This window comes from Pedobacter alluvionis, from assembly GCF_003664035.1.
Classification (GTDB): domain Bacteria; phylum Bacteroidota; class Bacteroidia; order Sphingobacteriales; family Sphingobacteriaceae; genus Pedobacter; species Pedobacter alluvionis.
In genome coordinates this window covers 1,313,801-1,327,018 of the sequence record NZ_RCCK01000010.1, presented here as the reverse complement: position 1 = coordinate 1,327,018, position 13,218 = coordinate 1,313,801, and the positions used below count along the sequence as shown (strand labels likewise).

At 35.3% G+C, this 13,218-nt stretch carries 18 protein-coding genes and 1 tRNA gene; 8 read left to right on the top strand and 11 right to left on the bottom strand.

From position 1 onward, the window contains the following. Positions 1-178 precede the first annotated feature (178 nt). Both BCL90_RS05910 and BCL90_RS05905 read left to right on the top strand, forming a co-directional pair. Entirely contained in the window at positions 179-922 is a 744-nt protein-coding gene (locus BCL90_RS05910) for a sensor histidine kinase (protein WP_208529852.1), read from the top strand. Positions 923-924: 2 nt separating this feature from the next. After that, on the top strand, positions 925-1,626 hold the full coding sequence (locus BCL90_RS05905; protein WP_121283071.1) for a LytR/AlgR family response regulator transcription factor: 702 nt from the start codon (positions 925-927) through the stop codon (positions 1,624-1,626). Positions 1,627-1,629: 3 nt separating this feature from the next. Here the strand turns inward: BCL90_RS05905 and BCL90_RS05900 are convergent, their stop codons facing one another. The 3 genes from BCL90_RS05900 to BCL90_RS05890 are packed head-to-tail and all read right to left on the bottom strand — an operon-like array spanning position 1,630 to position 3,240. Then, positions 1,630-2,001: a DUF1801 domain-containing protein gene (locus tag BCL90_RS05900; RefSeq protein ID WP_244095058.1), complete on the bottom strand. Its 372-nt coding sequence runs from the start codon at positions 1,999-2,001 to the stop codon at positions 1,630-1,632. A gap of 6 nt (positions 2,002-2,007) precedes the next feature. Next, the gene (locus BCL90_RS05895; RefSeq protein WP_121283070.1) at positions 2,008-2,466 is read right to left on the bottom strand and encodes a GyrI-like domain-containing protein; all 459 of its coding nucleotides are present in this window, start codon (positions 2,464-2,466) and stop codon (positions 2,008-2,010) included. Between the two features lie 51 nt (positions 2,467-2,517). Further along, positions 2,518-3,240: a helix-turn-helix transcriptional regulator gene (locus BCL90_RS05890; protein ID WP_121283069.1), complete on the bottom strand. Its 723-nt coding sequence runs from the start codon at positions 3,238-3,240 to the stop codon at positions 2,518-2,520. A gap of 87 nt (positions 3,241-3,327) precedes the next feature. Here BCL90_RS05890 and BCL90_RS05885 point away from each other — a divergent pair, with 87 nt between their 5' ends. Continuing rightward, complete coding sequence (locus BCL90_RS05885) at positions 3,328-3,573, top strand: transposase (protein WP_208529867.1); 246 nt, start codon at positions 3,328-3,330, stop codon at positions 3,571-3,573. Between the two features lie 325 nt (positions 3,574-3,898). On the opposite strand, the gene BCL90_RS05880 is transcribed toward BCL90_RS05885, so the two are convergent. The 4 genes from BCL90_RS05880 to BCL90_RS05870 all read right to left on the bottom strand — a co-directional run bounded on the left by BCL90_RS05880 (position 3,899) and on the right by BCL90_RS05870 (position 7,418). Continuing rightward, on the bottom strand, positions 3,899-4,996 hold the full coding sequence (locus BCL90_RS05880; RefSeq protein WP_121283068.1) for a Fic family protein: 1,098 nt from the start codon (positions 4,994-4,996) through the stop codon (positions 3,899-3,901). Positions 4,997-5,665: 669 nt separating this feature from the next. Next, positions 5,666-6,685 carry a TlpA disulfide reductase family protein gene (locus BCL90_RS05875; RefSeq protein WP_166792181.1) on the bottom strand — a complete coding sequence of 340 codons (1,020 nt, stop codon included), beginning with the start codon at positions 6,683-6,685 and terminating at the stop codon, positions 5,666-5,668. Beyond that, positions 6,654-6,818: a hypothetical protein gene (locus BCL90_RS25580; RefSeq protein ID WP_166792180.1), complete on the bottom strand. Its 165-nt coding sequence runs from the start codon at positions 6,816-6,818 to the stop codon at positions 6,654-6,656. Before BCL90_RS25580 ends, BCL90_RS05875 begins: the two co-directional genes overlap by 32 nt. 21 nt (positions 6,819-6,839) lie before the next feature. Next, positions 6,840-7,418 (bottom strand): RagB/SusD family nutrient uptake outer membrane protein, encoded by a 579-nt coding sequence (locus BCL90_RS05870; RefSeq protein ID WP_121283066.1) that lies wholly within the window; start codon positions 7,416-7,418, stop codon positions 6,840-6,842. A 379-nt stretch (positions 7,419-7,797) separates the two neighbouring features. On the opposite strand from BCL90_RS05870, the gene BCL90_RS05865 reads away from it, so the two are divergent. The 4 genes from BCL90_RS05865 to BCL90_RS05850 all read left to right on the top strand — a co-directional run bounded on the left by BCL90_RS05865 (position 7,798) and on the right by BCL90_RS05850 (position 10,441). Then, positions 7,798-8,397: a hypothetical protein gene (locus BCL90_RS05865; RefSeq protein ID WP_121283065.1), complete on the top strand. Its 600-nt coding sequence runs from the start codon at positions 7,798-7,800 to the stop codon at positions 8,395-8,397. A gap of 175 nt (positions 8,398-8,572) precedes the next feature. Continuing rightward, on the top strand, positions 8,573-8,875 hold the full coding sequence (locus BCL90_RS05860) for a hypothetical protein (RefSeq protein WP_121283064.1): 303 nt from the start codon (positions 8,573-8,575) through the stop codon (positions 8,873-8,875). Between the two features lie 54 nt (positions 8,876-8,929). Continuing rightward, positions 8,930-9,475, top strand: a complete 546-nt coding sequence (locus BCL90_RS05855) for a hypothetical protein (protein WP_134380589.1) — start codon at positions 8,930-8,932, stop codon at positions 9,473-9,475. A 75-nt stretch (positions 9,476-9,550) separates the two neighbouring features. Continuing rightward, complete coding sequence (locus BCL90_RS05850) at positions 9,551-10,441, top strand: hypothetical protein (protein WP_134380586.1); 891 nt, start codon at positions 9,551-9,553, stop codon at positions 10,439-10,441. A gap of 69 nt (positions 10,442-10,510) precedes the next feature. Here BCL90_RS05850 and BCL90_RS05845 read toward each other — a convergent pair whose 3' ends face one another. The 3 genes from BCL90_RS05845 to BCL90_RS05835 all read right to left on the bottom strand — a co-directional run bounded on the left by BCL90_RS05845 (position 10,511) and on the right by BCL90_RS05835 (position 11,479). Continuing rightward, positions 10,511-10,717 carry a hypothetical protein gene (locus BCL90_RS05845; RefSeq protein ID WP_121283061.1) on the bottom strand — a complete coding sequence of 69 codons (207 nt, stop codon included), beginning with the start codon at positions 10,715-10,717 and terminating at the stop codon, positions 10,511-10,513. 149 nt (positions 10,718-10,866) lie between these two features. Beyond that, on the bottom strand, positions 10,867-11,148 hold the full coding sequence (locus tag BCL90_RS26205) for a response regulator (RefSeq protein ID WP_121283060.1): 282 nt from the start codon (positions 11,146-11,148) through the stop codon (positions 10,867-10,869). 257 nt (positions 11,149-11,405) lie between these two features. Next, positions 11,406-11,479, bottom strand: a tRNA-His gene (locus BCL90_RS05835). A gap of 176 nt (positions 11,480-11,655) precedes the next feature. On the opposite strand from BCL90_RS05835, the gene rnhA reads away from it, so the two are divergent. Further along, complete coding sequence (gene rnhA, locus BCL90_RS05830; protein ID WP_025146124.1) at positions 11,656-12,126, top strand: ribonuclease HI; 471 nt, start codon at positions 11,656-11,658, stop codon at positions 12,124-12,126. Here the strand turns inward: rnhA and fbp are convergent. Beyond that, positions 12,123-13,202, bottom strand: a complete 1,080-nt coding sequence (fbp, locus tag BCL90_RS05825) for a class 1 fructose-bisphosphatase (protein ID WP_121283059.1) — start codon at positions 13,200-13,202, stop codon at positions 12,123-12,125. The two genes, rnhA and fbp, sit on opposite strands and share 4 nt — an antisense overlap. Between the last annotated feature and the right edge of the window lie 16 nt (positions 13,203-13,218).

Sequence of the window (13,218 nt, the reverse complement as noted above, 5' to 3'; positions counted from 1 at the left end):
CGTGGGGGTTTGAAAAGCCAGTACTGAGGGACAAAAGCACTTTGCCACTAGTAATCGTGCATTCATCACACCATGAGATATGTCTGCAACAATTCTATTTACCACCTCAATTATTATGTAGTTTTGTAAAATGACTTTACGCCAAAAACTAGTTAATAAGCAATTTATTAAAAAGCTAGTGCCTTACTTTTTCCTCGTTACCACGCTGTTAATTGTGGTGTTTAACGATTTTTTTGGAAAAGAAGAAGATTATCACATTTACATTTTACTGTTTTTCATATCGATGATTGTCTGGATGATCCGCTGGTTAGTTATTCAGATCAAAATCATATTGCGCCTAAAAAAAGATAAAACCCAGGCCGAATTAATGCACCTGAAAAGTCAGGTTAATCCGCACTTTTTTTTCAATACCTTAAATAATTTATACGGATTAGTAGAACTAAACCCTGCTAAAGCGCAACTGTTAATCCTTAAATTATCAGACATGATGCGCTACAGCATTTACGAAGGACAAAAGGATTGGGTTAGCCTGGCGGATGAAATTACCTACCTTGAAAACTACATGGATTTGCATAAAATGAGGTATCACAAGACTATTGATATTCGCTTTGACGTAGATGTAGAAGACCCGGGCATTAAAATTATGCCATTGTTATTGATTATTATGGTTGAAAATGCCTTTAAGCATGGGGTAGAAAGACTTAGAAAAGGAGCATTTGTTTACATTCGTTTAAAAGCTGGCTTAAGCTACATCGATTTCGAAATAGAAAATAATTTTGATTCCGAAGAAAAGTCTGCGAGTGGAGGTATTGGTTTGAATAATTTGAAAAAACGACTAGAATTAGTTTATTTGAACAAACATGAATTGGAAATAGCTAACCATGCAGCTATTTACAAAATTAGATTGAAACTTATTTTATGAGTATGAGATACATTATAGTAGACGACGAATCGATTGCTCACGAGATCATCAAAAAATATTGTTCGTTGTTGCCCAATATGCAATTAATGCAAGACTGCTATGATGCCATCGAAGCCATTGAATACCTCAGTATGCATACAGTAGATTTAATTTTCCTGGACTTGAATATGCCTAAATTACAGGGTTTTGATTTTTTAAAAACACTTCCCAATTTACCAAAAGTAATCGTGACCACAGCTTACAAAGAACACGCTTTAGAGGGTTATGAACTAAACATTGTTGATTACTTATTGAAACCCTTTTCGTTCGAACGTTTTTTGAAGGCGGTTAACAAGGCACGGGTCGATACTCCCAAAACACTATCCAACATTCAAAATGCTGTCAGCAATGCAAAGCAGGAAAGAATTTTTCTCCGTTCAGATAACAAACATATACAAATTGTAATTGATGATATCTTGTTTGTTGAATCTTCGGGCAACTATATAAAAATTGTGCTCAAAGAAGAAATTATTACCACGCGTGGAAAACTAGCTTCCATCTCGGAGCTCATGCCTGTTGATAGTTTTGTTCAGGTACACAGATCTTTTATGGTAGTTCCAAAACACATCAAGCGTATAGAGGGAAATCAGTTATTTATTGATAACTACACGGTACCCATTGGAAAGCTTTTTAAAGCACAGGTAGATATTCTTTTAAAGAAATAAGGCTTAACCCTTGATTTTAATGATGCCCATCCGGTATAGGTCCAATGCTTGTTGTAAAATGATTTCAATTGTATGTATGGGCAAATCTATATGAGGATTAATTCTGAAAATCTTCATTCGGGAACGTTCGCCTTTTTCCAATTCGGGGTGGTCAAGAAATTTCCCTTCTACTAAAAGCAGATAAGGTTCGTCCGTTTTTTTATCTGTCCACAAATAGCAAAGCATTTTTTTCTTATAACAGAAGCAGGGCATACCCCACTTCTGCGTTTCAGTAATATTTGTGTCTTGTTTAAGAATAATATTGCGTAATGCAAGTAAACAACTCTTATTTGGCTCCTCTTTATTCAGATAAAAGTTATGAAGTTGATCCATCATCTTGCTCTATTTTACTGCAATCAAAAAATCTATCTCTGCTGCTGCCGGGTTTTGTGCTTTCTCACCAAACACCTCAAAGTCGGCAGTGAATACCCTTTCCAAATTCATTTGCCAAATTTCCAACCATTTATTGATAATCAACCCTTTCATTAAATCTCCCTTAGCAGATAGTTTTATATAGTGTCCGCCGTCAAACGATTTGCCTACCATTCCCTCAGGTATAGTTTCTAAGCTAGTTACTTTGCAACCCAATATGGTAGTATAAGGCTTTGTATGGTCACTTTCGTAATCCGTATATATCGAATATATGGTGTTGTCAATTTTGTTTGGAATTGCCTCCAAAATTTTGTCGTTCATAAATTTGTGCCACAAATCTGCAATATCTTTTCCAGCCTGGTTGTTTTCATTCGTGGTTCTTACCGAAATACCGATTACTTTAAAAGGCTCAATGTCTATTCTGTCCATTTTTAACTATTTTTTGTTAAGCCACGAAATTAAAAATGGATAGAGACAACCCTATGTCAGGGGTTGCAAAGAATATTTTTCTTTGCAGATTTCAAAATATTCTTGCAAGGTCATTTGATGTGGTTCAAACTTTTCGTTGAGTATCGTAAAATCTTGAATTCTATCCAGGCGAAAAGACCTGAAGTCTTGTCTTAAAAGGCAAAAACCAATAAGTAACCAATTTTCTTGTGTGCTGTAAACAGCAAAAGGTTCAATGTTTCTTTCTGTTGTTTGGCCATTATCATACGAATGATATCTTATTTTAATCAGATTAAAATTTGTCAAAGCCAATTGGATTGCTGACAAATAATCGCTTGTCCGGTTGTTGCCTGAGTTTTGCCTGAATACAATTCGGTTGGAAAGCCAGTTTACTTTGTCTTTGGTGTTGTTGCGTAAAACAGATTTTATCTTGTTAATCGCTTCTGAATATTCTTTTACAAAAGAAGCGTCTTTATTTTTTAGGATCAGTTGTTCAGCCGTAATCAATGCATTCGCTTCACTTTCGGTAAACATTACTGGCGGAATTCGATAACCTTCCATTAAGGTGTAGCCTTTACCCTCGTCTGTTAAAACAGGAACACCAGCGTGCTGCAATGCTTTTATGTCTCGATAAATTGTCCTGACACTTACCGAAAATTTGTTGGCCAATTCCGAAGCTGTCAAAAGTCGTTTCGTTTGCAATTGGATCAGAATTGCAGTCAGTCTGGAAAGTCGTTTGGTGTCATTTTCTATCATTGTTTGATAATTAAATCTTTTCCAACATAAATGTTATCAGATTCAAATTTAAATAATAAATGCGCTAATAATTTATAGGAAAACAGGATAATTGCTTTTAAAAAGCTGGCTATTTGGTATAATCAGGTAGAAGCCGCCGGATTCAAATTCTTTAACAAGATTTCAAGAACAATCCAGAACAACTACGAAACGATATTAAAATACTTTACAAATAGAAGCACAAATGCATCTGCTGAATCTTTCAACGCTAAAATAAAAGCATTTAGAACACAGTTCAGGGGTGTGAGAAATGTAAAATTCTTCTTATTCAGATTAGCTAAAATTTATGCCTAGAATTAATCCCCAACTTTTTTGCTTGATCCCAAAATGGGGCTCGAACCAAAAATTGGCTTCAATCCTTTCTATTCAATGATTTGAAAAAGATCTAAAAATAAAAAAGCCCTTTAAGATATCTTAAAGGGCCTTCGGGTGGAATATGGTACAAATTTCAACGCTGTTTGTGGCTGATTTGAAGCGGTTGACCGATTTAGAAAGAAAAATGGATGAAATGGACGAGATTGGAAAGTTATTAAAGCGCTAAACAATTTTTGTCCACTAAAATGATTTTCATATGGGTTGAATTCATCACTACTAGTGACGTCATAACATCACTAGTAGTTTATTTTTTCAAAAGCTCAAATAGCTCGATATTGATATATATGGTTTCCTTCCAGACTTTTTTAGAATGCAATATTCCGATCTTTTCTAATCCGTTAAGGTATTTAGAAGCTGTTATCCTTGAAACATTAAGTCGATCGATAACAAATTCTATTTTACAGTATGGTTGTTCAAATAACAACTCTAATAAGTCCTTATTATATAGCTTAGATGCTTCTTCCTTTATTTTATTCTGTAATTTTGAAAAGAGCTGATTGATTGATTTAATCTGATCAGTGGTTTGTTTAGAAGTTTCCTCGATAGCTTTTAGGATAAATAATATCCATTCCTCCCAATTATCCTTGGTCTTAACTTCTCCAAGTAATCTATAATAATCAGGTTTATGTTTTATGATATAATCACTTAAATAAAGTACAGGACTATCTAAAAGCCCGTGCAGGCACAAATAAAGAACATTAATAATTCTTCCCGTCCTACCGTTACCATCATAAAATGGGTGTATGCTTTCAAACTGGTAATGTTGAACCGCTAGTTTAATCAATGGAGAAAGTACATCACTTTCGTTTATATACTCCTCTAAGTTTTTCATTAATGTAAGGATTGTATCATAATCATCGGGTGGAGTGTAAATAACTTCACCAGTAATCGCATTTTTTAATGAGGTTCCAGGCAATTTTCTTAGTCCTGCTTTGTTCTCTTCCAGTATTTCCTGTATAGCCAATACTCCGTTTGTATTCAAAAATCCTTTTTGAACGATCATTTTAAACCCGGCGAGCATAGCTTCCCTATAGCGTAGAACCTCCTTCGTAGCATGATCTATCTGCGGGCCACTTGCAGATAATGCTTGATAGAGCTTATCATGGGTTGTAATTACATTCTCAATTTCAGAACTCATACGAGCTTCTTTAAGTATTACAGCGTTCAGAAGTATAGAAGAATTAGGGAGTGTATAGGCTAGTCCTTTTAATTCCGAAAGGGCTATTGAAGATTGAACGACTTGTCTTAAAACAGGAATGGTCTCCACTTTAATTTGATCAGGAGGCAATGGCGGCAATTCATTAAAAGGTACATCACTTCTCAATTTGGCCAATTTCTTCATGCAAAGTTTTTATATCCGAGACTTTTATCATGTAAATATAATTTAATTTTCTATACATGACAACTTAATCATGCAAAGATTATTTACATGACGTTTTGAAGATTATAAAAGATACTGATCGATCGACCCCATAGATAGCGTGCGGAAGAAGGGACTCGAACCCTATAAACAAAAAAAGCAGCCTTTTCAGGCTGCTTCTCAAAACTAGGGGTCATTTATGGTACAAACTTCAACCCGTTTTATTGGTGATTTGAAGCGGTTGGCGGATTTGAAAAGAAAAATGGATGAGCTTGGAACGCTGCTAAAAAGTTAAACTATTTTAGTCCACGAAAATGATTTTATATCGTCTGAAATTCATCACTACTAGGGATGTTATATCATCCCTAGTAGTATCCCGACAATTGGAATTTTGTTTCGTTAATAATAACTTTATATAAGCTTCTTGCAGCATGACCAGTTATCCCACTGAACCTAAGTTCATCTAGTAGTCTGATGAATAAGTTATTTTTTCTTTTCTTACATTTTCAGGAATTCCGCTAGTTTTCCTTGTTTTTTGCTGTTAATATTTCAATGAAATTTACCAATATAATATTACAACTGCTCCACTGAAAACACCGTTGTGCTTCTCCATAGCAAATATTACATTTAAGAAAATTAGCCACAAAATTTCTACTTCCTTCCTTTTGACCCTAAAAGTTCTTCAAGCTTTTTATATAAATCTGCTCCACGAAGGCTTTTACCAACGATTTTCCCTGTTGGGTCTACCAGGAAGTTTTGGGGAATTCCACGAATATTGTATTGCTTGGCAACTGCATTGTTCCAAAATTTCAAATCAGAAACTTGTGTCCAGGTTAAGCCATCGGCAGCAATAGCAGCAAGCCATGCATCTTTTTTACCAGGTTTATCTAGCGATATCCCTAATACAGTGAAGTTTTTATCTTTAAACGCGTTGTAAGCCTTAACCACATCAGGATTTTCTGCGCGACAAGGTCCACACCAGGAAGCCCAGAAGTCAATCAACACATATTTACCTTTGAAATCCGACAGTTTTACTGGTTTATCATTTACGTCATTCTGTATAAAATCGGGAGCCATAGCTCCTGTAGATGTCGCTCTGCTGCGATCCATAGACTTCATAAAACTTACACCCTCTGCACTTGCACGCAATGCAGGCGAAAGCCCCATAAATAAGGGTTCTACTTTAGTAAGATCAAACTCGTACCCGGCAACCTCTGGTAAGGCCTCCAGGCTAAAATAAGAGTCCGGGTTCTTTTTAATGAATGCGGTTTGAGCTGCCCGTTTTTCGTCAGAAATTTCAGAAAATCTCTCTTCTAGTCCTGGCCTAAAACCAGGATCTTTTTTCCTATCCGGAGACGCAGTCTTCCATTCTTCAGTCAAAGCTTGAATTGCTTTTTCTTGAGCAGCAAAATTTGAGATATATTTAAGATATTCATCGTTCAGCTTAGAACCGGAAATCGTTGCATTTTTAACGGAATCTGCACCTGCAAGCACGATGTTTCCTTTTTCGAGATATAGATTTATTGCATCAACGCTATGGTCGATGCTTCCTAATCCTTTCCCAGCATGATCAAGGATCACCTGCGCTTGCACCGGCCGAGCAAGGATTCCTTTAAATAGAAAGGTGCCGCTTTTTACTTCAGCAGAATCTGTTAACACTGTTGGCACCATCTGGAGCATAAATTAAATAGGCCTTTGAAGCAATGCCTAGTGGTTTTACTTTACCTGCTATAGTGTATCCGCCACTTTGAGCCCAACCCAGCGCGGGTAGAAGTATTAAAGCAGAAATTATTAATTTTTTCATGTTATTTTGGTTTTAATTTAACTAGTTTCTTGGTACTTGGAAGACCACTACAGCATCATTCGGACTAACAGTACTAGCAGTTCCGTTATTGTCTGCCGCAATCCTCGTCATCGGTAAGCCATTGCGGAAGTAATCGTAACTTCCATGCCCTTCAAAGGCCAGCTCCATCCGTCTCTCTTTCAGTACTGCAGCAAGTATGCTGGAATTCGTCAAATTATCAATATCAGCACCAGACAGGCCAGCCCTGCTATGCACGGCTTTCAGGTCCGCCCTCGCCTTTACAAAATCATTGAGTTTTGCAGATGCCTCTGCCCGGTTCAGATAGAGCTCAGCCAATCGCACATAAATCATTGGTGCATAAGTATACTCATCGTAATTGTTGCACAGGTATTTGGTAGTTTCCACAAAACCAGAAACCTCATTCATCTTCAGGAATGTCTTACGTAAGTCGTTATCTGCCAGTAGAGATTTAAACTCTGCTGACGGAATCAACAGACCACCAATATCATAATCCGGATCATAATGAAAAAGTCCCCCTGTAGAACCACCAGCGTTGCTATTGTCATAAGCCCAGATGATTTCCTTGTTAGCCGAAAACACAACTCTATTTAATTATTCTCTGACGAAAGCCTAACTGCGGGCTAACAGTTAAACGATCCTAATACCCAATCCTTTCCCGTTCTTTTGTCAAAAAGCGCTATTAGATGGCACCCATTTCGAAAAGCTGAACGCACACAATTCAACTGCTTCGTCACACTAAGCTAACAAAGACATCGTTTTAGCTTTAAACATTTTTAACTCAAACAACCTCTAAACTTAAGCGAACGAACCTGAGTGTAAGGGAGATTTTTAGTGGAATTAGCGTATTTTATCATATATTCGTCTTGGCACGAAATAGTCTGCTACTAAGTTGCAACCATCTTCTAGCGACAAGACTTTGGCAGAACTCATAACACATTACAGTACATTCAAAAATGATATGAGCAAAAAAAATTATTTGATTTTAGGTGGAATAGTATTAATTATAGCCATTTATTACACCATTACATATGTATTAGGTGGAATAAGTAACATGGGAAATCCTACTGGAGGAAGAAATTCAGAGAATCCATTTTTTATTACTAATGAACAAATAACTGTTAAGAAGATTCTAGTACCAAAAGGCACAAAATTGATTTATGAGCATTTTTTTAAAGAAGGCCAACAAGAGAAGTTAATGAATGAAAATAAACTAATTATGATTGAATTGCCAGAAGGGAAAACAATAGATTGGGGTGGGGTTCCAGTTTATAGAATTGTAAAATTTGCCAATCCTGAAATGCGCGGATTTTCTATTTCTACCAATTTTGATAAATTAACAAACTACAAAAAAACGAAATTTTCTAGAATGCTCGAAAGCGCTGGTTGTATTGACGATTTAGGTATTACAGTAAAAAACATTGGCGATTGGTCTTGCAATAGTAATAATATTACTGAAGTTGACGATTGTGGAGTAAATGCTTTTATTGACATAGATGATGAAAAAAACACAAAAAAACAACAACTTCCTGTTGAACTATATAAAGAACTAAAAAAATAGATAAATAAAAACTACTGCTAAAATCGGTTTGTTCATGTGGTGGGTTAAGTAATAAAATAAGTTTATTACTTATTAAAATTTAGTGATGATTGAAAGTTTAGGCTTTCTAATCTGCCAAATCTCCAAGTCCACAATGGTTAGCAGTAATTTCAGGAACGACTAAAAATAATACAAAATGAAACAAGATTTAAAAAAACACATTTTAATTAGAACTGCATTTGGGATTATTCCCATTTTAATTCTTGCTAGTTTAATTTTTTTTCCTGATACCCAAAGTGGAAATAGTGGCATTGGAATAAATGAATCTCTTTTTTTAGCATTTATTTTATTGATAGTACTTGGGATTTTTCTATTGATTGAAATGTTTAAATTATTTAGTAATGATAAAGTAAAATATGCTGTTTCTAATATCGGAATAATAATTTTTATAGGAATATTATATATCACAGAACTATACCTAAACCATTTTTTAAATTAATAAGTAATTATTACAATAAAAAGCGAAAAAAATTTCACCATTAAAAAAACAGAATTGAAAACAATCAAAATAATGCTGCTTATTTTTATGATTTCATTATCCAGTTGTTATTCGACTAAAAAATTGATTCGTGAAAATAATTTTAAAATTTCTGATTTTGACAAGAATAAATTTAACGGCATTTACAGTAATGGGTTAAAAGATAGTTTGCCAAAAAAATTGTGGACAACACTTAAATCAAGTTACAGCGATAAACCAACGACACTAAACCAAGAAAATCATAACGTTAAACTAACTTTATTGGACAATGAGAACATCAATATAAAATTATTGAATGAGACAGATGAAAACGTAATTGAAGAATTTAATCTAAAAGGAAAAATTAAAGATAATTTTTTTTCAATCGACAAAAAACAAACTTTATACCCATTTTTTCCCATATTTTATCTAAACAATGAAACTAAAACAATTATTGGAAATGATTGCAATGGAAATTTAATTTTGGTTACCGGAAAGGTAAACGAAGCCATAATTTTTATTTTTTCAGGTGGAAACAGAAGTGTAGATAACGACCAATTCAAGCGGGTAGAAAAAAAATAGTAACTGATTAAAAAGTAAGACAATGAATTATTATTTACAACAACCAAAACGAAATTCAGATTAAAGAAACAATTGATGAAACAACTTTTAATACTACTTAATATGCCATTTATAATGTCGTGTAATGGACAAGAAAAAACAGATTGTATACCCATTAAAGGAAAATCACATATTAAAATTGAGAACATAACATTTTATGACTTTTCTGGATCCAAACCTGAAAGAACCTATACATTTGGAGAAGATAAAATCAATGAATATGACAAAAAAGAGAATCTTATAAAAGAATCAATTGTTTTAAATATAAAAGAAAAAGACACTGCAATTGTAGTAAACGAATTTTTTTATAAAAATGACGTTTTGATAAAAAATAATGGTTTTAGCGCATTAAGAGGCGGTGCAAAAAACAAAGAGTGGAATTATGAATATGATGCTAACAATAAACGTAAAAAAGAAATTTTCAAAGCCATAGAAGATGATAAAGAAATCTTAAATAAAACCTGTTTTTATGTGGACTACTCTTATGAAAAGAATAAAGAAATACAACAGATTTTCCGTTATAATGAAGATAGCAAAACATTCACTTTTTCACATCGTCAAGAAAACACATTAAATAAAAATAATAAAGTAACCGAAGAGATTTATATAGATAATGAAAATAAAATTTATACAAAAATAAAATTTGAATACAACTCTAAAAATCAACTGGTAAGAGAATTCAAAAATGATATTTACACGGATGGTTACGAATTTTTTTATGAATATAATGAAAATGGAGATTTAACAAAAAGGACAGGTATTTCAATTTCTGATGAAATTAAAAAAGAAATAAAATTAATAACATACAAATACGACTGTAACAACAATTGGATAGAAAAAACAGAAGAAAACAACAAAATTTCAACTGATCGTAAATCAACCAGAGAATCTAAAAATTTAATCAAAAGAACAATAACTTATTATTAGAAAAAAACTCTAGAAACAACTTGCAATCAAACTAGCGAATTTCTGCAAATCTTAAGATCGCTTATTTTTTCAAGAAAAGAACTCGTGAAAGTGCAATACCAACTGATTGAGTGCCTCATCGTAAAAGGCAATGCGCAATTGTTCTCCCACCTGCAAAGGCAAGCGTTGTAGTAACTGCGGTGACAACGGCAAACAAAAAACAACAGGCAAACCGTTCAGTAAGGCAAATTCACCAGTTATGGGAAAACTGCAAACCTGCTCGATCTGTTCGCCCATCTTAGGGGGCAAGGCCCCGCTCGATTCCTAGCGCTCCGAAGCGTACCCTGTTCCCAAACCGTCGGTGCCAAAAAGGCATCCGATACTATGATCCTCCCAGTCCATCGTAAACACAACACAAGTCTACGCCTCACACGTTATCATCGTCTTTACCTAACCTCCCTCGATACCTGCTGCAATATAGTTATCAGTTTTTCAATACTTATAGGCTTGGAAATATAATGATCCATTCCCGCTGCCAGACACAACACCGCATCTTCAGCCATAGCGTTTGCTGTCATCGCCAAGATGATTACCCGGTGTTTTTGTTCCCTGCGAATTTGCCTAGTGGCTTCTATCCCGTCCATATCCGGCATTTGAATGTCCATTAAAATCAAATCAACCCGCTGATTGTCCAAGAGCTCCAAAACTTGCAGGCCTGTGGCTACCAGCCGTGATTTTAGACATCAAACCAATAGCGCAAGAGGCAATTGACGGCTTACGGCAATTGGACAAATTTTATGAAAATGCGGGCGTAGAGGGCAAAAGATACCTAGTAGGGAGTTATATCCAGAAAAATTGACCTATTCTGAGGGGGATGTCGAACAACAAAGATGAACGAAGCGGCAGAGCTTATCTACCTGAAAAACAAAGAATTACATGCTAAAAAAAGGGGCAAAATCTGTTTTAAAGACTTTGCCCCATAAAGGGTGGCTGATGGGGCTCGAACCCACGACCCTCGGCACCACAAACCAATACTCTAACCAACTGAGCTACAACCACCGTATTTTTTAGTGTCACAAAAGTACAACTTTTAATATTCGTTGCAAATATTTTTTTCAAAGTTTTTACAACAAATTTTTAATTCCTTAACATTCAATTATTTGAAATTGAAAAAAAATTTCATCAGCAGATAAAACAAGCTATTTTAAACCTAAAAACATAACTTTACAGCGTTTATGATCGAAATTTATACAGACGGAGCAGCTAGCGGTAACCCCGGACCAGGTGGTTGGGGTACAATTTTAAGAGCAGGACAACACTACAAAGAATTAAGTGGTGGCTTTAGAATGACCACAAATAACCGCATGGAACTATTGGCTGTAATAAAAGGATTAGAAGCGTTAAAAAGCTTAAATCAACAGGTAACCGTTTACTCCGATTCAAAATATGTGGTAGATGCAGTGGAGAAGAAATGGGTTTTCGGCTGGGTGAGCAAAGGTTTTAAAGACAAAAAAAATAAAGACCTATGGATGCGTTTCCTTGAATTATATAAACTTCATAAAGTTAAATTCATCTGGATTAAAGGTCACAACGATCATCCGGAGAATGAGCGTTGCGACCGTTTAGCTGTTTTTGCTTCGCAAGACAAGCAAAATTTAGCGATTGATACTTTTTTTGAGGTAGAAAGAAGTAAAGCACAGCTTTAATCCAATCCACCGATAATATTTAAATCTTCCAGTTTAGCATCTACTTTAGCCTCAACAGAGATCGATTTTGCCGTGTATAGCAACATCATTTCTTCGGCTTTTTCGACCATTTTTTTTGATCCGATAAAAATCGGAACCCTTTGATGCAGTTCAGTTGGGTTAATCTCGAGGATCCGCTCAAAACCTGTACTGGCCTTGCCCCCAGCCTGTTCAATTATAAAAGCCATTGGATTACATTCGTATAGCAACCTTAATTTTCCATTTGGCGAACGTGAGGTTGTAGGGTAAATATAAATCCCGCCTTTAATTAAATTCCGGTGAATATCGCCTACCATTGATCCGATGTAACGGGATGTGTATGGCCGTTTGGTCGCCTCATCTTCTACCTGGCAGTATTTAATATACTTTTTAACCCCATCAGGAAAATGCACATAATTACCTTCATTTAACGAGTACATATAGCCCGTTTCCGGTATTTTCATCTGCGGGTGCGAAAGGCAAAACTCGCCGATTGATGGGTCTAACGTAAAACCATTAACACCTTTTCCGGTGGTGTACACCAGCATGGTTGATGAGCCATAAATAATATAACCGGCAGCAACCTGTTGTGTACCTTTTTGCAATACATCTTCCAAACTGGCCCTCCCCTCAAGCGATTTCCTTCTGTAAATGGAAAAAATAGTGCCAACTGCTACATTCACATCCGTGTTTGAAGAGCCATCTAATGGATCGATACAAACAATATATTTGGCATTCTGCGAAACCGGCGATTCAATATGAATAATCTCGTCTTCTTCTTCAGTTGCCACTATACAGCATTCACCACCACTGGTTAGTGCAGCAATAAACTGCTTATCAGCATAAACATCTAATTTTTTCTGTTCTTCTCCCTGGATATTCGTAGTGCCCATATCGCCAAGAATATCAACCAAACCTGCCTTATTTATTTCCCGATTTACGATTTTTGCGGCAATACCAATGTCTCTTAGCAGCCTGGAGAGTTCGCCTTTGGCATAAGGAAAATCTGCCTGTTTTTCTATAATAAATTGTCCTAGTGTTTTAACGCCACAAACCATACTTAGTGTACATTTT